At 58.2% G+C, this 17868-nt stretch carries 16 protein-coding genes; 6 read left to right on the forward strand and 10 right to left on the reverse strand.

From position 1 onward, the window contains the following. Window positions 1-15: 15 nt before the first annotated feature. Window positions 16-1734: a type I secretion system permease/ATPase gene (locus IOD40_RS08445; RefSeq protein ID WP_198476094.1), complete on the reverse strand. Its 1719-nt coding sequence runs from the start codon at window positions 1732-1734 to the stop codon at window positions 16-18. Window positions 1735-2173: 439 nt separating this feature from the next. Between IOD40_RS08445 and rfbC the strand changes: the two genes are divergently transcribed. Genes rfbC through rfbB form a run of 4 tightly spaced genes read left to right on the forward strand, consistent with a single transcriptional unit; the run spans window position 2174 to window position 5636 of the window. After that, entirely contained in the window at window positions 2174-2746 is a 573-nt protein-coding gene (gene rfbC / locus IOD40_RS08450) for a dTDP-4-dehydrorhamnose 3,5-epimerase (protein WP_198476095.1), read from the forward strand. 6 nt (window positions 2747-2752) lie between these two features. Continuing rightward, entirely contained in the window at window positions 2753-3652 is a 900-nt protein-coding gene (gene rfbD, locus IOD40_RS08455) for a dTDP-4-dehydrorhamnose reductase (protein ID WP_198476096.1), read from the forward strand. Then, the gene (gene rfbA, locus IOD40_RS08460; RefSeq protein WP_198476097.1) at window positions 3649-4530 is read left to right on the forward strand and encodes a glucose-1-phosphate thymidylyltransferase RfbA; all 882 of its coding nucleotides are present in this window, start codon (window positions 3649-3651) and stop codon (window positions 4528-4530) included. Before rfbD ends, rfbA begins: the two co-directional genes overlap by 4 nt. A 41-nt stretch (window positions 4531-4571) precedes the next feature. Then, a complete protein-coding gene (gene rfbB, locus IOD40_RS08465) occupies window positions 4572-5636 on the forward strand; it encodes a dTDP-glucose 4,6-dehydratase (protein ID WP_198476098.1) in 1065 nt (354 codons plus the stop codon). A gap of 101 nt (window positions 5637-5737) precedes the next feature. Here rfbB and IOD40_RS08470 read toward each other — a convergent pair whose 3' ends face one another. Genes IOD40_RS08470 through IOD40_RS08480 form a run of 3 tightly spaced genes read right to left on the reverse strand, consistent with a single transcriptional unit; the run spans window position 5738 to window position 9211 of the window. After that, window positions 5738-6556: a glycosyltransferase family 2 protein gene (locus tag IOD40_RS08470; RefSeq protein ID WP_198476099.1), complete on the reverse strand. Its 819-nt coding sequence runs from the start codon at window positions 6554-6556 to the stop codon at window positions 5738-5740. Continuing rightward, window positions 6557-7468 carry a glycosyltransferase family 2 protein gene (locus IOD40_RS08475; protein ID WP_233713903.1) on the reverse strand — a complete coding sequence of 304 codons (912 nt, stop codon included), beginning with the start codon at window positions 7466-7468 and terminating at the stop codon, window positions 6557-6559. It abuts the gene before it with no gap. A 3-nt stretch (window positions 7469-7471) separates the two neighbouring features. Further along, the gene (locus tag IOD40_RS08480) at window positions 7472-9211 is read right to left on the reverse strand and encodes a hypothetical protein (RefSeq protein ID WP_198476100.1); all 1740 of its coding nucleotides are present in this window, start codon (window positions 9209-9211) and stop codon (window positions 7472-7474) included. A 324-nt stretch (window positions 9212-9535) separates the two neighbouring features. Here IOD40_RS08480 and IOD40_RS08485 point away from each other — a divergent pair, with 324 nt between their 5' ends. Continuing rightward, entirely contained in the window at window positions 9536-10522 is a 987-nt protein-coding gene (locus IOD40_RS08485) for an SDR family oxidoreductase (RefSeq protein WP_198476101.1), read from the forward strand. A gap of 1 nt (window position 10523) precedes the next feature. Further along, the gene (locus tag IOD40_RS08490) at window positions 10524-11594 is read left to right on the forward strand and encodes a DNA topoisomerase IB (RefSeq protein ID WP_198476209.1); all 1071 of its coding nucleotides are present in this window, start codon (window positions 10524-10526) and stop codon (window positions 11592-11594) included. A gap of 48 nt (window positions 11595-11642) precedes the next feature. On the opposite strand, the gene IOD40_RS08495 is transcribed toward IOD40_RS08490, so the two are convergent. The 6 genes from IOD40_RS08495 to IOD40_RS08520 all read right to left on the reverse strand — a co-directional run bounded on the left by IOD40_RS08495 (window position 11643) and on the right by IOD40_RS08520 (window position 17853). After that, the gene (locus IOD40_RS08495) at window positions 11643-13364 is read right to left on the reverse strand and encodes an ABC transporter substrate-binding protein (protein ID WP_198476102.1); all 1722 of its coding nucleotides are present in this window, start codon (window positions 13362-13364) and stop codon (window positions 11643-11645) included. Window positions 13365-13435: 71 nt separating this feature from the next. Continuing rightward, window positions 13436-13717: a DUF2160 domain-containing protein gene (locus tag IOD40_RS08500; protein ID WP_198476103.1), complete on the reverse strand. Its 282-nt coding sequence runs from the start codon at window positions 13715-13717 to the stop codon at window positions 13436-13438. Between the two features lie 178 nt (window positions 13718-13895). After that, complete coding sequence (locus IOD40_RS08505; RefSeq protein WP_407649127.1) at window positions 13896-14714, reverse strand: carbohydrate ABC transporter permease; 819 nt, start codon at window positions 14712-14714, stop codon at window positions 13896-13898. A gap of 94 nt (window positions 14715-14808) precedes the next feature. Next, on the reverse strand, window positions 14809-15675 hold the full coding sequence (locus IOD40_RS08510; RefSeq protein ID WP_198476105.1) for a carbohydrate ABC transporter permease: 867 nt from the start codon (window positions 15673-15675) through the stop codon (window positions 14809-14811). Further along, complete coding sequence (locus tag IOD40_RS08515; RefSeq protein WP_198476106.1) at window positions 15672-16760, reverse strand: ABC transporter ATP-binding protein; 1089 nt, start codon at window positions 16758-16760, stop codon at window positions 15672-15674. The genes IOD40_RS08510 and IOD40_RS08515 overlap by 4 nt, the downstream gene beginning before the upstream one ends. A 10-nt stretch (window positions 16761-16770) precedes the next feature. Then, a complete protein-coding gene (locus IOD40_RS08520) occupies window positions 16771-17853 on the reverse strand; it encodes an ABC transporter ATP-binding protein (protein ID WP_198476107.1) in 1083 nt (360 codons plus the stop codon). Window positions 17854-17868 lie beyond the last annotated feature (15 nt).

Below are 17868 nucleotides of genomic sequence, written 5' to 3' on the forward strand. Positions count from 1 at the left end.
TGATCCGTCGCTGGTTCAGGCACTCTGCGCAGCCGGCTGCACTTGCTGCTGGCCTACGCGCTGTACATTTGCTGTGGTGGGTTTGAACAGCTCCTGCGGCGTCGTGAACGCCTGCATAATGCCGTCACGCATGATCAACACCTGATCGCTGATTGCGAGGAGGTTCGTCTTGTGGGTGACAAGTACGATCGTGATACCTGCAGCCTTCATCGCCTTGATGGCCTCGAATAGCGCCGTTTCACCCTCGCTGTCGAGGTTCGAGTTTGGCTCATCGAGGATCACCAGCTTCGGCATGCTGTAGATGGCGCGGGCCAGACCGATACGCTGTCGCTGGCCGCCGGAAAGCTGCGCACCATTGTCGCCAACCTGGGTCTCGTATCCGCCCGGCAACCGCAGGACCATGTCATGAACACCTGCCATCATGGCGGCCTTCACCACATCCTCGGACTCACCCGACTGGAAGCGCGAAATGTTTTCCGCGATGGTACCCGCAAACAGTCGAACTTCCTGCGGCAGATAACCTACATAACGACCGATCTGCTCTGCATCCCAATGGGCGATTTCGGCGCCATCGATTCTGACGGTTCCGTTCACTGCCGGCCAAACGCCGACAAGGTGACGGATCAGGCTCGACTTTCCTGAACCAGAGGGGCCGATGACTGACAGGGTCTTCCCTGGCTCGAGGACGAAGTTGATATTCTTCAGGAACGGTGTGCGAGTGCCGGGAAGAACCGACGTCAGATTTTCCACCTGGAGATGGCCGATAGGAACCGGCAATTCGGTGCGCTCTTCATCGCCCGGGATCATCTCGAAGAGGCGCTTCAAGCGATCATGCGCCTGACGTGCAGTTACAAACTGCTTCCACTGCGCGACACCCTGCTCGACCGGCTGAAGTGCCCGGCCCATCATGATCGACGCGGCAATCATGATACCGGGACTAATCTCCTGGTGCAGAGCGAGGTAGGCACCTAGCCCTAGAATGGCCGACTGGATGACCATCCGGAAAAACTTCTGGAAGGTGAGGATTGTGCCAGCCTTGTCGCTCGCGTCTGCCTGAGCATCCAGCATCTCGCCGTGACGCTCCTTCCAGCGTTCACCCAGCGCCTTTTCCATTCCCATAGAGCGAATGACTTCAGCGTTCTGCAGAACGGTACCGGCGAACTGGCTTGCACCCTGGGCCGCATTATTTGCGGCCTTAAGCTGGGTACGGGTCGAGTACTCGTTGATCAGGGCGAGCGCGAAAATGACGACCGCACCAAACAGGGCGAGGTAGCCCAACCAGGGATGGAACAGGAAACAGACGATGATGAAGATCGGCACCCATGGGGCGTCGAAGAACGCCAGAATGCCAGAGCCGGTCAGGAATTCACGAACCTTGTTGCCGTCGGACAGGATCTGCTCGGCACCGCCGTTGGGGTTCGAGATGCGCAGCCTCACAGCTCGACTGAAAAGACTCCGCGAGAGCACCTCGTCGAACTGCATGCCTGCGCGGACAAGCATTCGCGACCGCACGTATTCCAGGATACCGTACACCATCATCAAAAAGAGTGTGATGAGAGAGATCATCACCAAGGTGTATTCGTTACGGGTCCCCAGCACACGATCATAGATCTGTAGCATGTATAGTGGCGCAGCGAACAGAAGCAGGTTGATCGCGAAACTAAAAACAAAAGTAGTTATTACGACCGCACGGAACCTGTCATAGGCTTCATGAAGAGGAGTCCTTTTTTGCATGAACCTATCTCAATTTTCCCAAGCGCTCTGAATCTGCTTACCCCGATCGCTAATGTAGGTAGCCCCCCATGGCAATAAATGCAATAACTGCACTCTAAGTATAGTGAAGCACTGGAATCGAATTCCGACGCCTCCTAATCGCACATATTAGACCTCGCTAAATCTTTTCGCTTCCCAGCTTCTGCTAGACCTTCTCTTGCCAAACTCGGAGAAGCATCGAAATCTGCGAGGGATGGAACCGCCGCCGCCGCAGTTTTCCATGCCTCATACAGCCCCTAATGCGCATGGTGGGGAATCTCGGTTCAAAACATCGCCTAAATCGGCTAGCACCACATCGCCCAAAGTCTGGTTTGCACTCCAGCAAATCGGGCCATCATATGAGAACGATGCCGGAGCAGTTTTCAACAGCTCCGTGCCAATCGAGGAGTGGAAGCCGACCATGAACGGTAACGTCTATCTGGTTCATCCCAAGCGCTTCGGCGACAGCCGCGGTTGGTTTACCGAGGTCTATAATGAAGAGCGTTTTGCTGAGATCGGCATCAGCTGCCGCTTCGTTCAGGACAACCACTCCATGTCTGCTCCCGTCGGCACTATCCGGGGGCTTCATTTTCAAACCCCGCCCTTCGCGCAAGCCAAGCTCGTGCGCTGCGTACGGGGCAGCATCTTCGATGTGGCGGTCGACATCCGGGCTGGATCGCCAACTAATGGCCAGTGGGTCGGCGCGATATTGTCAGCAGAGAATGGCGACCAGCTCTTTGTTCCAGCCGGGTTTGCGCATGGCTTCGTGACGTTGGAGCCCAATACGGAAGTCGTCTACAAGGTTTCAGCGCCTTACGCGCCCGCCAATGACGCCGGGCTGTTGTGGAATGACGAGGACATCGGCGTCAATTGGAACCTGCCCGACGGCGTCGAACCTGTACTCAGCGACAAGGATCAGCGGCAACCGCGACTGGCCGAGTTCGAAAGCCCCTTTTCCTGTGACGGCACCCCGATGCGTCTGATCGAGGTGTAACAGGAGATGCGTCAGATCCTGATCACCGGCGGCACCGGACAAGTGGGCACCGAGCTGGCAGCTATCGACTGGCCGGAAGATGTCACGCCACTCTTTCCAGGCCGCGACGAGCTGAACCTGGCTGATCCAGCCTCGATCAGAGCCTATGTCGGCGAGCGAGAAATCGCGGCTGTGATCAATCCGGCCGCCTATACCGCAGTCGACAAGGCGGAAACAGAAAGCTCATCGGCGTTTTCCATCAACGCTGTTGGGCCTGCCGCGCTAGCGGACGCCACACGCGAACGTGGCATCCCCCTTATTCATGTCTCGACCGATTACGTATTCGATGGCAGCAAAAACGCCGCATACGAGGTCGATGATCCCATCTGCCCGATCAACGTCTATGGTGCATCCAAGGCCGCGGGGGAGTTGGCAGTCAGGACGGGCAACCCTCGTCACGTAATCTTGCGAACCGCGTGGGTGTTTTCGCCCCATGGCGGCAACTTCGTGAAGACAATGCTGCGCCTTTCAGACCGCTCTGAGCTGCGGGTCGTGAACGATCAAAAAGGGTGCCCGACATCCGCTGCAGATATCGCCGCGACATTGGCGACAATCGCACTACGCCAGCTTGATGACCCAGATGCCCCTTGCGGCACCTATCATTTCGTAAATGATGGGCCGACTACCTGGTTCAACTTTGCCAGTGAGATCTTTCGCCAGCACCACCAGCATGGCGCGGCGGTTCCCGTTGTTCATCCTATCGAGACCAGCGAGTATCCAACCCCAGCACGCCGCCCTACCAATTCGGTCCTTTCGACCGCGCGTTTGCAGGACGACTATGGTATCAAGCCGAGGCACTGGCGTGAGGCATTGGCTGACACGCTGGCCAGGTTACGTGAGACGAATTCAGCAGGGAGCCACGGATGAAGGGAATAATTCTGGCGGGAGGTTCGGGCACAAGGCTTCATCCTGCGACGCTTGCTGTCAACAAGCAGCTCATCCCGATCTACGACAAGCCGATGATCTACTATCCGCTATCGGTTCTGATGCTGGCTAAAATCCGCGAGATTTTGATCATCTCGTCGCCGGAGTACCTCGACAACTACAAGCGTCTTTTTGGCGATGGCAGCAAGTGGGGCCTCAGCATCTCCTTTGCCGAGCAGCCAAGCCCCGACGGCCTTGCCCAGGCATTCACGATTGGTGCCGACTTTATCGGGTCGGATCCCGTGGCACTCGTGCTTGGCGACAATATCTTCTTTGGCGCCGGACTGAGCGGCCTCATGCAGAAGGCCAGCAGCCGCACCGACGGCGCGACGGTGTTCGCCTATGAAGTTGATGATCCCGAGCGGTATGGTGTCGTCGAGCTTGATGCCGCCGGGCGCGCTCTAAGCCTTGAAGAGAAGCCGGCCGAACCAAAGTCGCGCTTCGCGGTGACTGGTCTCTACTTCTACGACAATCAGGTCGTTGAGTTCGCTCGAGGTCTGAAGCCTTCAAAGCGCGGCGAGTACGAAATCACCGATCTGAACCGCATCTACATGGAACAAGGCAATCTCTTCGTCGAGCGGATGTCTCGCGGTTACGCCTGGCTGGATACGGGCACCCATGACAGTCTGCTGGAGGCCAGCGAATTCGTGCGGACCATCCAGCACCGCCAGGGCACGCACATCGCCTGCATTGAGGAAATCGCCTATCTTCACGGCTGGATCTCGCAAGACACGCTCGTTGAATATGGCAATTATTATTCCAAGACCGCCTACGGCAAATATCTGCTGAAACTGGCTGAGACGCACCTGCCACAGCAATGATCCTGCCTTAGTTACCCATATACCAATCCCAGGGAGCCTAAATGCGTATTCTCGTCACCGGAGGAGCCGGGTTCATCGGATCCGCACTGGTCCGTTACCTTGTCACCGACGTCGGCGCTGAGGTTCTGACCGTCGACAAGCTGACCTACGCTGGAAATCTCAATTCGCTGCGGGCGGTTGAGAGCGCCTCGAACCATCGGTTCCTGCAGGCCGACATCTGCGACGCCGCAGCGATGAATGAAGCGTTCGAAAGCTTCCGTCCAGACCGCGTGATGCACCTGGCAGCTGAAAGCCATGTTGACCGTTCGATCACCGGCGCCGCCGACTTTATCGAGACAAACGTCATAGGCACATTCACCCTGCTGGAAGCGGCGCGACGTTACTGGTCTGCGCTTCCCTCGGAGCAGAAGGACGCGTTCCGCTTCCTCCATGTCTCAACCGACGAAGTCTATGGCTCGCTCGGTGATGACGGCTTGTTCGAAGAGGTCACGCCTTACGACCCGTCCTCGCCTTATTCTGCCTCGAAGGCTGCCAGCGACCATCTCGCAACTGCCTGGCAGCGCACCTACGGGCTTCCGGTCGTCATCTCGAACTGCTCCAACAATTATGGCCCATACCATTTCCCGGAGAAGTTGATCCCTCTCATTATCCTCAACGCTCTGGATAGGAAGCCTCTGCCCATTTACGGCACGGGGGCGAATGTGCGCGACTGGCTCTATGTTGATGACCACGCAAAGGCGCTCCATCTCATCGCCTCGCGCGGGCGCGTCGGCGAGAAATACAATGTCGGCGGGCGCAATGAGCGGCGCAACGTTGATGTCGTCAAACGCATTTGCCAGATTCTCGATCAGTTGAGGCCAGATGGCACGCCGCACGAGCAACTGATCCAATACGTTACGGATCGCCCGGGCCACGACGCACGCTATGCCATCGACGCGACCAAGCTCGAAACGGAGTTGGACTGGCGTGCCGAAGAGAATTTCGACACCGGCATCGAAAAGACCGTGCAGTGGTATCTGGAAAACGAGTGGTGGTGGCGTCCGCTACGGGATGGTGTCTACAGCGGCCAGCGCCTCGGAACCCTAGAAACGACCGACGAGGACTAAAGCGTGTCGCGATCGTTCGGATCGCGCTCCCACACCGTTCTTATTTTACCCGCATGCCTCCCGAAACCGGTTCACGCTTCGGGGGTATTGCTCCAGACTCGTCAGAGCAGTTTCACGCCGTGCGTCCTGTAAAAACGCACGGCGGAACGCGCGAACTGGCGAATGTGCCACCAGCCCTTCTTGCCCGCGTGCCCACCGGCATGCACGATCTTCACCGCGGGCAGATATGCGACGCTGGTTTTCTTGCCCGCACGCAACGACAAGTCAAAATCTTCGAAATAGAGGAAGTATCCTGGATCGAAGCCTCCAAGCTCCCGCAGAACATTTCCGCGAAAGAACATGAAGCAGCCACTGACGATTGGTGGCTCCCAATAGATCTGACCCTGCGTCTCCGCGCGCATCTCGTATCGGGCGAGCCGGTGATCGAAATGTTTGGTGACGCTCCGGGACGCGAAACCACGCAGGATGAGGTCGAACAGCGCCGGGTAGCGCTTGCACAAATATTGTCGCTCCCCATCCGGCCAGTGCGCCTGAGGCGTCACCAATCCGCAATCTGGATTGCATTCCAGAAAATCGTGTGCGGCAAATAATGCATCAGCGCTCATCTCGATGTCTGGGTTCAGGATCAGATGATAGTCGCCGATCTGATCGAGGATGAGATTGTGTGCCCGGCCAAAGCCAATATTCCCATGCCCGTGCAAGATCTGCACCGACGAGCCACCCAACTCGCTGCCGGCGATTTCGGCAACTTCATTGCGGGGAGAGTTGTCGATGATGAAGATGCGGACCTTCTCGGAAGAATACGCCGCCACCGCTTCCCGCAGCGTGGAGAGAGTGCGCCGGAACTCTTCGCAATTCGACCGATAGGTTACGATCGAGACCGTCAGGCTCTTTCGGGATTTGATGACATCATCCGCCATCTAGATCCTGCCCATTCGCCCGCGAACGCCATGCCATAATCCTAACGCCATCATGCGCAAATGCTCGAAGCGACGTGGCGCGAAGGCGAAGAAGAAGATCAGTTGCTTCAAAGAGCGGACCAGAAGGACAATCCGCCACGAGGATGAGATCCAGCTTTGGCGGCTCAGCCAAACCGCGTTGCGAATGTGATAGTAGTGGCGGAGCGGACTACGCAGCGGCACCCGCCTGTTCCGGAAGCTGATCCATTCATCGCCAAGAGCATGTTCCATCTTTGCAGCGTACACGCCGAACGAGAGATAGCCATCGCTACGTGCCCGTAGCCCCCATTCTACATCGACGTAGTCGATGAAGAGTTCCTCAACCATCAAACCGACGCGGTCGAGCGTCGACATCGCGATCAGGCATCCGGAAGCAATCAGGAAATCTGCTTCGGCTACCTTGTCTTCCGCCTTCCGCTCGCGCCTGCGAAGCTTCAGTCCGTCAAGATCAACGAATACGGCGGCCTCGCCTTGGCGTGGATCCACATAAGAGGGTCCCACCGCCGCGATTTGTTGCTCCGAACTGGCGAGATCTACGTGCGCCCGAACGAGCGTGGCGACCATATCCGGCGCCGGAATGCTGTCCTGATCAAGCAGGAGAACGTAATCCGCTCCCAAAGTGCGGGCACGCATGATCCCGTCATTTTGGGCCTTGGCGATGCCGAGATTATCGCCAAGCTCAATGACTTCGCATTGGTGCAACGCACGCAGATCCGTGAAGTCGAAATCGGACCCATTGTCGACGATGAGCAGCGCTGTCAGTTGAGGACGAACCGCGCGCACCAGTTCCGCCAACCTTTCAGAACATGGCTGATAGGTTACGATCACGCCGCAGACCTTGACTGCGTCCTGCGGCATTTCGGGCAATTTCATGTGTCAGGCGATGCCGTAATCCAGAAAATACTGCAGATGCCCGATGGTGGAAATCACGCTGCCATCCTCGGTCACCCAACGCAGCGTATACGTCACATCCGTTGCCTCGTCTATCGCAGTCATGTCTACGAGGACGATATGCGCGTCGAACTGGACCAGTTCAATTTTGCCCGCACGCTCGATGAACTTGGCTACGAAGTCTTTTGCCCGGTCATCATACTCCAGATAGGAAATCTGATTTCCAACCGGGCGTACCGGCTCAACGACGGCAGCGACCGGTGTCTCAGGATCGTCAATAACCGAGCCGCTGGCAGCATCGCCATCCTTCTGGCCGTCCTGGAACCGGTCTAGCAGCACTTGCAGTTCGCGTTGATCCAGCGATGTGGAGACCATCAGGTCACCATATTTGTGCTCCGCAAGCCCTCCGACGAAGCCATCGACCATCGCGAGCAAAATCTGCGATTCACTGGCACGGGCCACTTCGACCGCAGCAGTTTGCGCAGCTGGTGCCGGGTCCGGCGTTGGCGCTGCCGCAGGCTGCGCATCAGCGCCCTTGGATCCTCCCTTAGCCATCTTCACCGGAGCAGCGTCGTCTGCCACCTTCGCATCCGAATTGGCTTCATCCGCGATGTCCGCTTGCTGACCGGCCAAATGCGCCTCTGCAGCAAGACCATCCAGCAAGAATGGAACGTCGACTTTCAGGTCGGAGTTCTGAAGATGCTGGGCGACGTCGGCAACAAGCCCGTCCGATGCCACCGAGGATGCTCCGTCGTACGCATCCGTCGGAGTGCCCTCTCCCTCGACGTATTGAACTCCGCCGTCCGTTTCGCTGACATTCGCCAGCGCGAGAAAATCCCAGCCTGCCTCAGTTGTTTCTGGAACATCCGAGATGTGGACGAACCCATAACCGATGGCGATCGCAGCAAGGCTGGCGGCAAGGCTTTGCGCCCAGGCAACGGTTCCGCTTGTCGAAGTCGCTCCTCCGCGTGCGTCGGACGACACGCCCGCCTTCGCAGAATCGGTCGTGGTCGGCGCAGTGAACTCTCCGGCGCCATAGGAATGAGCTTGCTCATCAAGCGCCGCATCCAACTGGCTCACCGCCAGTTCCGGCGAAAGAACCAGAGCGGATGTGGATGCATCGAGAGCCGAGAACGGATCGGTGCGGCCTTCGGCCTCCTCCATTGCGTGGGCCATTCCGACGAAATCATCTGATGCAACGTACAGGGACCAGATCAGCGCTCCCAGCATCACAGCCGGATGAAGACGGATCGTCTGGTCGTGCAGCATCCGCGGCCGCAGTGAAATCACATTCCCGGTCGCGGGTGTGCCCTTTGCTGCCACGCTGCTCACGAACTTGCGGATCAGCTCCGCAAAATCAGAGCCCTCCAGAATTTCCGGCAGTCCAGGGCTGTCGAGAATATAGCGACCATCAATGCGCGCGAGATGGACGAAGACTTCGCCATCATCTCGGAGAAAAACGAACCAGGGAGCCCCGTCTTCGGCTAGGCCACGCGCGGATGTGATGCTGATGCTGGCCTGAATGAGCAGACTTTCGACACGGTAAAGGTCTGCAATTTCCTGGTTCGACCAATCGCCCTGTCTATGCGCGTCATGATTGAACGTGGAGACGACCACATTGCCAGTCGCGGTAGACCCTACCTGATGTCCATGCGCGGAATCGTGGCCAGCATAGCTGCCCCTTTTTGCGAACCGCGCCGATGGAAATGCCAGGACCTTGCCCATGCAGACACTCGTCAAATTTTAGCGCGACCCTGGGCCACGCGCTCCGAACATCATTGTGAACCACTGCACGTTGTGCACTTTTTTACTCGAAGCAACAACCATTTTGTATGCCGGATGGACCACTGAAACCTCAACAACAGTATCAACTGTACACAATCCGAGCGGTGTCTTCACAACCTTACTTCGCAGGCACTAGAATTTCAGAACGAACCGATTGCGATTTTGATCGGCCGGCCACGCGCGCTCGATCAATTCGTGGCTTTGATGGAACGTTGCCCCGCCCTGAACGGTTCGGCCTTCGGAACGGATCAATCGGAGCCGGACATGAACGAGAACAAGCACGCGGCCGACATTTCTGAAGAACTCGAAAAGCAGCACCGCATTCAGCAGCAGATTGATCAGCAGGATCAGGAAAGTAGTAACAGCGACAGCAGTGAACCGATTTCCATGCAAGCTGGAGCCCGCCAATATCCAGTGCCGCCATTTCCTGAACAGCACCAGCCCAAACCTGGAGACGAGGCATCTCTCGAACCCGCGCCAATGTATGACGCCCCGTTTTGGCGGGGTTCAGGGAAACTTGAGGGCAAGGTAGCACTCATAACCGGTGGCGATTCGGGAATCGGTCGGGCGGTGGCGGTCCTCTTCGCACGCGAGGGCGCAGATGTGGCGATCGCCTATCTCAGTGAAAGCGAGGATGCGGAAGAGACACGGCTTGCGATTGCAGACGAGGGTGGAAGATGCCTGCTTCTGCCGGGCGACGTGACCAGCGAAGATTTTTGTCGTGACGCAGTTGAAAAGATCGTCGCGGAATTTGGTGGCCTAGACATCCTCGTTAACAACGCTGCATTCCAGTATCACGCGGAGGACATTGAGAGCATTACGACGGAACACTTCGACACCACGGTCAAGACCAACCTGTACGGCTACTTCTTCATGACGCGAGAGGCAGTCCGGCATATGCAGCCCGGCTCCGCTATCATCAATACCGGCTCGGTCACCGGAATTGAGGGCAGCGGCGGGTTGATCGACTATTCGATGACGAAGGGCGGCATCCACGCGTTTACAAAGGCGCTGTCATCCAACCTCATACCGAAAGGGATCCGTGTAAACGCTGTCGCGCCCGGCCCTGTCTGGACTCCGCTTAATCCATCGGAGCGCCCACCTGAAGAAGTGGCAAAGTTCGGCTCGCAAACGCCGATGGGACGGCCCGCGCAGCCCGAGGAGATTGCACCCGCCTATGTGTTCTTCGCCTCGCCGCAATGCTCGAGCTACATCACAGGCGAAATCTTGCCGATAGTCGGAGGATACTGACCTGCGCGAACCATGGCTGGCTTCGGCAGAGCGCGCCGAGCTCGTTTACGTCAATGACGGCGAAGTAGGTATCAAGCGTCGGCGCGCCGGCAAGGGATTCTCCTACGTCAGATACGGCGGTGAAAAAGTTTACAACAAGGAAGACCTTGCGAGAATACGTGCCTTGGCAATCCCTCCGGCATGGACCGACGTCTGGATTTGCGCGGATGCTTCAGGACATATCCAGGCGACCGGCCGCGACCAGCGCGGTCGCAAGCAATATCGCTATCATGCCGCCTGGACGGCGTGCCGCGACGAGGCGAAATTCTCCAGCCTCGCCGCTTTTGCCCACGCACTTCCGAGCCTGCGTGATCGCGTTGAAGCAGATCTTTCGCTTCGCGGTCTCCCACGCGAGAAAGTAATCGCGTCGGTCATCTGGCTCCTCGACAAAACCATGATCCGCATAGGCAACGATGCATACCGGCGCGAAAACAAAAGCTTCGGCCTCACCACCCTTCACGATCGTCATGTCCAGGTCGAAGGCTCAAATCTTCGGTTCTCATTCCGTGGCAAGTCCGGTCAGGAATGGAAGCTGAAGCTGCAGGACCGCCGGATTGCGCGGATCGTTCGCGCGGTACAGGACGTGCCGGGCCAGCATCTATTTCAATATCTGGACGAAGACGGCGCCCGCCGCGAAATCCGTTCGCAAAATGTCAATGCTTATATCCGAGAGGCTATTGGAGACGAGTTTACCGCGAAGCACTTTCGAACCTGGGGCGCCTCGGTAATGGCCGGGGGGGAGTTTGCCGAAGTGCCACTGCCCGACACGAAGCGCGCGCAGGCAGTTGAACTCAACGCGCTAATCGACAAGGTCGCTGCAAGGATACGCAACACGCGCGCAGTTTGCCGCCGCTGCTACATTCACCCGCTCATCATCGACGGTTGGCTGGAAGGACGGCTTCAACAGGAAATTGGTGATATTCGCAGACGCGCTCGCAAACCGCTCAAGGGCCTCGATGATGAGGAGTCGCTCTTTCTGCGCTGGCTGGACCGGCAAATGGTCCAGACGCCAAGGGAACTTGTAGACGCATAAAAAAGGCGGGAGATTTCTCTCCCGCCAGGCCATGAAGGTTCGAAGTGATTACTGCCAGCTCTTCACCAGTTCGTCGTAGTTGACGGTTTCCGGCTTTTCCTTCTCGTTCTCGATCTTCAGCTGCGGTGCGATGTTACCCTTCGCAACGGCATCCTTGTTCCAGTATTCGAGATCGTGTTCTTCGGCGAGCTTCGGACCGATGTCGCCCTGAACGCCAGCGCGCTCGAGACGAGCCATGACCTGCTCCTGCTCTGCGCAGAGCGAGTCCATGGCTTCCTGTGCGGTCTTGGCACCCGACGACGCATCGCCGATTGCCTGCCACCAGAGCTGAGCCAGCTTCGGATAGTCAGGCACGTTCGTGCCGGTCGGCGACCACTGCAGACGGGCCGGCGAGCGGTAGAACTCGACGAGACCGCCAAGCTTCGGAGCACGCTCGCTGAAGCTTGCGTGATCGAGCGTCGACTGACGGATGAAGGTGAGGCCAACATGGCTCTTCTTCACGTCAACAGTCTTCGAGGTCACGAACTGGGCGTAGAGCCATGCAGCCTTGGCGCGGTCTTCCGGCGTCGACTTCATCAGCGTCCAGGAACCTGCGTCCTGATAGCCGAGCTTCATGCCGTCCTTCCAGTAGACACCATGCGGCGACGGAGCAAAGCGCCACTTCGGCGTGCCGTCTTCATTGACGATCGGCAGGCCGTCCTTGACGAAGTCGGCGGTGAAACCGGTATAGGTGAACATCTGCTGGGCAACTTCACCCTGCGCCGGGACCGGTCCGGATTCGGAGAAGTTCATGCCTTGAGCTGCCGGCGGTGCGTATTTTTCCATCCATTCGAGATACTTCTCGATTGCATAGACAGCCGCCGGGCCGTTGGTGTCGCCACCACGTGCCACACATGAGCCGACTGGACGCGAATTCTCGTCGACCTTGATGCCCCACTCATCAACCGGAAGGCCGTTAGGGATGCCCTTGTCACCATTGCCGGCCATGGAAAGCCAGGCGTCGGTGAAGCGCCAACCGAGCGACGGGTCCTTCTTGCCGTAGTCCATGTGGCCGAAGACCTTCTTGCCGTCGAGTTCGCGGCCGGTGAAGAATTCGGCGATGTCTTCGTACGCCGACCAGTTGACCGGCACACCGAGATCGTAGCCGTACTTCTCCTTAAATTCGGCCTTGTTCTTCTCGTCGTTGAACCAATCGTACCGGAACCAGTAAAGGTTCGCGAACTGCTGGGTGGGAAGCTGATAAAGCTTGCCATCCGGAGCGGTCGTAAAGGACTTGCCGATGAAGTCATCGATATCGAGATTAGGGTTGGTGGCGTCCTTGCCTTCGTTCTCCATCCAGTCAGTCAGGTTTCGCACTTGCTGGTACCGCCAGTGCGTTCCGATCAGGTCGGAGTCGTTGATGTAGGCGTCATAGATGTTTTCGCCCGACTGCATTTGCGTTTGCAGCTTTTCGACGACGTCACCTTCGCCGATCAGGTCGTGAGTGATCTTGATGCCGGTGATGTCGCTGAACGCCTTGGCGAGCACACGCGCTTCATATTCGTGCGTCGTGATCGTTTCAGACACGACCTTGATGTCCATGCCCTTGAACGGCTCGGCTGCCTTGATGAACCACTCCATCTCGGCTTCCTGAGCGGCGCGGTCGAGAGACGACATGTCGCCGATTTCAGCGTCGAGGAACGCTTTGGCTGCCTCCATGTCGGCATGCGCGCTCGCCATTCCGAAGAGAAGCGCCACCGCAGTGGTTGACGCAAGCAAATGTCTTCGCATTTCACTTCCTCCCATTGATGCAACCATGTTGCAATTGCGGGCCAGCGCTATGCGTGGCCCATTTCTTCTCCCTAGACGTATCGAAACACGCCAATCGCGTAGACGACCGACAGGGCAAGGGCCCACCAGAGGTTGGGTCCGACAAGACCCAGCCAGGCGAGATGAATGAAGGCGCTGCCAAGCAGCGACACGAAGAGGCGATCACCGCGCGTCGTTTCAAAGCGCAGGATGCCAAAGCGCGGATTGCCGCCCGGCGAGACATATTCCCAGACACACATGGCGGCGAGTAGCAGGAAGATCGTCGCGAAAAACACCGCCGTTGGCCACGTCCAGGCCATCCATGTAAGGGTCATGGGTGTGCTCCTATCGTTGATCGGGGAGCAGAGCCCCTCTCCTGCCTGCCGGCATCCTCTTCCCGTGAATGGGGCGAGCAAGGCTGAATGATTGCCGCGCCTTTCTTTTCCCCGTTGATGGGGAGAATGTGCCCGAAGGGCCGATGAGGGGCTGCTATTCGTGTAACGACAGCGCGCATCACACCCTCCCCAGGGCGAAGCCCTTGGCGATGTAGTTGCGAACGAAGTAGATCACGAGCGCACCGGGGATCAGCGTCAGCACGCCGGCTGCCGCAAGTACCCCCCAGTCAAGGCCAGAGGCAGAAACGGTTCGCGTCATCGTTGCAGCGATAGGCTTTGCGGCAGTCGTCGTCAGCGTGCGCGCCAGCAGAAGTTCCACCCACGAGAACATGAAGCAGAAGAAGGCGGCAACACCGATGCCGGATGCGATCAGCGGCATGAAGATCTTCACGAAGAAACGCGGAAACGAGTAGCCGTCGATGTAGGCCGTTTCGTCTATCTCCTTCGGCACCCCTGACATGAAGCCTTCCAGGATCCAGACAGCCAGCGGCACGTTGAACAGGCAGTGCGCCAGTGCGACTGCAATGTGTGTGTCGATGAGTCCGAACGCCGAGTAGAGCTGGAAGAAGGGCAGCGCGAAGACGGCTGGCGGTGCCATGCGGTTGGTCAGCAGCCAGAAGAACAGGTGCTTGTCGCCAAGGAAGCGATAGCGCGAGAAGGCATAGGCTGCCGGCAGCGCCACGGCGACAGAAAGAACCGTGTTGATCGCGACGTAGAGGATCGAGTTGATGTAGCCCGAATACCAGGAGGCGTCGGTGAAGATCACCATATAGTTTCGCAATGTCGGGTTCTGTGGCCACAGCGAGAAGGTGCCAGTGATCTCGATATTCGTCTTGAAGCTCATGTTAATGAGCCAGTAGATCGGCAGCATCAGGAAGATGATGTAGATCGTCGGCACAAGCCACCAGAAGCGGGACTCCGCGCCGCGCCGGCGCATGGTCCGGTCGATTGTGCCCTGCCCTTCGCGCGCTGCAGGTGTAGTGGCTGCCCCATCACGAAGCGTCATGGTCGTGTCCTTTGCGCCGGCCATCTCAGCGCTCCGAATCATAGTTGGTCATGACCGTGTAGAAGACCCACGACATGAGGAGGATGATGAGGAAGTAGATGATCGACATCGCAGCTGCCGGACCAAGGTCGAACTGACCGACGGCCATCTTGACGAGGTCGATCGACAGGAAGGTGGTCGAGTTGCCCGGGCCACCGCCGGTGACGACGAAGGGCTCGGTGTAGATCATGAAGGAGTCCATGAAGCGCAGCAGGATCGCGATAGTCAGGACACGCTTCATCTTTGGCAGCTGGATGTAGCGGAAGATCGCCCAGCGCGACGCGCCATCGATACGCGCGGCCTGATAGTAGGCGTCGGGGATCGAGACGAGACCAGCGTAGCAGAGCAGCACGACAAGGCTCGTCCAGTGCCAGACATCCATCAGGACGACCGTGATCCACGCGTCAACCGGATCGCGCACATAGTTGTAGTCGATGCCGAGCGCCGCCAGCGTGTGACCGAGAAGACCAATGTCGATACGGCCGAATACCTGCCAGATCGTGCCGACAACGTTCCAAGGAATAAGGAGCGGCAGCGCCATCAGGACGAGGCAGACGGGCACGCCCCAGCCCTTGCGCGGCATGTTGAGCGCGATGAACACGCCGAGCGGGATCTGGATCGCGAGCACGATGAAGGAGAAGGCAAGATTGCGGCCCATCGCGTCCCAGAAGCGGCGCGAGTTGAGCATCTGCTCGAACCACTCGGTGCCAGCCCAGAAGAAGACGTTGTTGCCGAACGTGTCCTGCACCGAATAGTTGACGACGGTCATTAGCGGGATCACCGCCGAGAACATCACCAGCAGCATCACCGGCAGGACAAGGAACCAGGCTTTGTTATTCCATGTCTTGTTCATCGAACCGGCCTCCCCGCCCCGTCACCAAGGTCGACCCGCCAGGAATCCGCGTAGAGGTTGATACCCTCTGGTGCGAACGTGACATGTGGCTCAGCGGGTATTTCTTCCTCCTCGGCCGCGATCAGCGCGATCTCGCGCCCCTCAAGCTCAGCACGAACAATCTTGCGCCGCCCGGTATCCTCGATCTTTTCGATCCGTACCGGCATGCCTTCGCGCCCGAGCCTTACAAATTCGGGACGGATGCCGAGTTCGAAATCCTGGCGGGCTGCCGTCGGTGCACTTGGTAGCTCAATGATCTGATTGCCGAGCCTGGCACGTGAGCCCTCAACTCCCACAGGCAGCACGTTCATGCCTGGCGATCCGATGAAGTAGCCGACGAAGGTGTGGCTCGGCCGCTCGAAAAGCTCATCTGGAGTGCCGATCTGGACGATCTGGCCATCGTACATGACGACGACTTTCTCCGCGAAGGTCAGCGCCTCGGTCTGGTCGTGGGTGACATAGACCATGGTGAAGCCGTATCGGCGGTGCAGTTGCTTGAGCTGCGAGCGTAGAACCCACTTCATCTGCGGGTCGATGACCGTAAGGGGCTCATCAAATAATATCGCGTTGACGTCAGAACGGACGAGGCCACGGCCCAACGAGATTTTCTGCTTCTGATCAGCACCGAGACCTGCTGCCCGCCGATCTGCCAATGAGGCGAGATCGATTATTTCCAGCGTTTCGCGAACTTTGCGGTCCACCTCAGACTCGGCAACTCCCCGGTTTCGCAACGGAAAGGCCAGATTGTCGTACACGGTCATCGTGTCGTAGACGACCGGGAACTGGAATACCTGAGCGATGTTCCGCTCCTGCGTCGAAAGCTCAGTGACGTCCACGCCGTTGAAACGAAGCCGGCCTTCCGACGCGCGCAGCAGGCCGGAAATGATATTGAGAAGCGTCGTCTTTCCACAACCGGACGGGCCGAGAAGAGCGTAGGCGCTTCCATCCACGAAAGTATGATGAACTTCCTTCAGCGCGTAATCAGCTTCGCTCTTGGGCCGTTCTCCGTAGGCGTGGCGGATATGGTCGAGCTCTATGCGTGCCATGGCCGTCTCCTCACGCTGCCAGATCATGGGGCGGACGTACCGCCCGGCCGGATTGATCGAACACCATCAGGTGACGTGGGTCGATGAAAACGGTAACCCGCTCGTCCGGCTCCAGGCGATGGATTCCCGGAGCAAGCATGACCCACGCGGCATTGGCGAAATGCAGATGGACATAGCTTTCCGAGCCGGTGATCTCCGTAATCGCTACCGTCGCGTTGATCGCAACTGCGGTCGGCGAGGCAGCGTCCAGGGAAAGATGGTGGGGCTGAAAGGCGACTGTATACGTGCCGTCTTCAACGCCGGAGAGGCCGGCCGGCGCCGGGAGGAGCACCCCACCATCTAACTCGAAGCCGCTGCCACGCTTGATAAGCTCGATGGTGTTCAACGGCGGATCGGCAAAAGTTCTTGCGGTGACGAGGTCGTCAGGGCGACGGAATACGTCGACAGTTGGCCCGAACTGCGTCACACGCCCTTCCGAAAGGGTCGCGGTGTTGCCCCCCAGAAGCAGCGCCTCAGATGGCTCCGTGGTCGCGTAAACGAAAATCGCTCCGGATTCGGCGAAAATCCTGGGAAGTTCCGCCCGAAGTTCTTCACGAAGCTTGTAGTCAAGATTTGCTAGCGGCTCGTCGAGAAGAACAAGTCCCGCCTTCTTCACAATGGCGCGCGCAAGCGCCGTACGCTGCTGCTGCCCACCGGACAATTGAAGCGGCATGCGATCCAGGTATGGGGTGAGGCGCAAGAGTTCAGCTGCGCGCATGACCTCTTGCTTGATCGTCTGCCGATCCATGCCCGCAACGCGGAGCGGAGAGGCAATGTTCTCGTAGACCGTGAGCGTCGGATAGTTGATGAATTGCTGGTAGACCATCGCGACATTGCGCTTCTGAACCGCAATGCCGGTGACATCCTTGCCATCAAAAAAGACTTTGCCGGACGTCGGCTGGTCAAGACCGGCAAGCAGCCGCATCAACGATGTCTTGCCGGAGAGCGTCGGCCCCAGCAGCACGTTCAGCGTGCCATGGTGAAGCGCCAGCGAGACATCGCGGATATGCTCCGCAGCGCCAACCTTCTTCGTCACATTCCGAAGTTCCAGCATGCTCCTCCTCCCAAA

The sequence above is a fragment of the Aquamicrobium zhengzhouense genome (assembly GCF_016124105.1).
Lineage (GTDB): Bacteria > Pseudomonadota > Alphaproteobacteria > Rhizobiales > Rhizobiaceae > Aerobium > Aerobium zhengzhouense.

What these genes read in the sequence shown, in the direction of transcription:
- IOD40_RS08445 (WP_198476094.1), bottom strand. Translation starts at nt 1,734, where the DNA reads ATGCAAAAAAGGACTCCTCTTCATGAAGCCTATGACAGGTTCCGTGCG.
- rfbC (WP_198476095.1), top strand. Translation starts at nt 2,174, where the DNA reads ATGAACGGTAACGTCTATCTGGTTCATCCCAAGCGCTTCGGCGACAGC.
- rfbD (WP_198476096.1), top strand. Translation starts at nt 2,753, where the DNA reads ATGCGTCAGATCCTGATCACCGGCGGCACCGGACAAGTGGGCACCGAG.
- rfbA (WP_198476097.1), top strand. Translation starts at nt 3,649, where the DNA reads ATGAAGGGAATAATTCTGGCGGGAGGTTCGGGCACAAGGCTTCATCCT.
- rfbB (WP_198476098.1), top strand. Translation starts at nt 4,572, where the DNA reads ATGCGTATTCTCGTCACCGGAGGAGCCGGGTTCATCGGATCCGCACTG.
- IOD40_RS08470 (WP_198476099.1), bottom strand. Translation starts at nt 6,556, where the DNA reads ATGGCGGATGATGTCATCAAATCCCGAAAGAGCCTGACGGTCTCGATC.
- IOD40_RS08475 (WP_233713903.1), bottom strand. Translation starts at nt 7,468, where the DNA reads ATGAAATTGCCCGAAATGCCGCAGGACGCAGTCAAGGTCTGCGGCGTG.
- IOD40_RS08480 (WP_198476100.1), bottom strand. Translation starts at nt 9,211, where the DNA reads ATGGGCAAGGTCCTGGCATTTCCATCGGCGCGGTTCGCAAAAAGGGGC.
- IOD40_RS08485 (WP_198476101.1), top strand. Translation starts at nt 9,536, where the DNA reads ATGAACGAGAACAAGCACGCGGCCGACATTTCTGAAGAACTCGAAAAG.
- IOD40_RS08495 (WP_198476102.1), bottom strand. Translation starts at nt 13,364, where the DNA reads ATGCGAAGACATTTGCTTGCGTCAACCACTGCGGTGGCGCTTCTCTTC.
- IOD40_RS08500 (WP_198476103.1), bottom strand. Translation starts at nt 13,717, where the DNA reads ATGACCCTTACATGGATGGCCTGGACGTGGCCAACGGCGGTGTTTTTC.
- IOD40_RS08505 (WP_407649127.1), bottom strand. Translation starts at nt 14,714, where the DNA reads ATGCGCCGGCGCGGCGCGGAGTCCCGCTTCTGGTGGCTTGTGCCGACG.
- IOD40_RS08510 (WP_198476105.1), bottom strand. Translation starts at nt 15,675, where the DNA reads ATGAACAAGACATGGAATAACAAAGCCTGGTTCCTTGTCCTGCCGGTG.
- IOD40_RS08515 (WP_198476106.1), bottom strand. Translation starts at nt 16,760, where the DNA reads ATGGCACGCATAGAGCTCGACCATATCCGCCACGCCTACGGAGAACGG.
- IOD40_RS08520 (WP_198476107.1), bottom strand. Translation starts at nt 17,853, where the DNA reads ATGCTGGAACTTCGGAATGTGACGAAGAAGGTTGGCGCTGCGGAGCAT.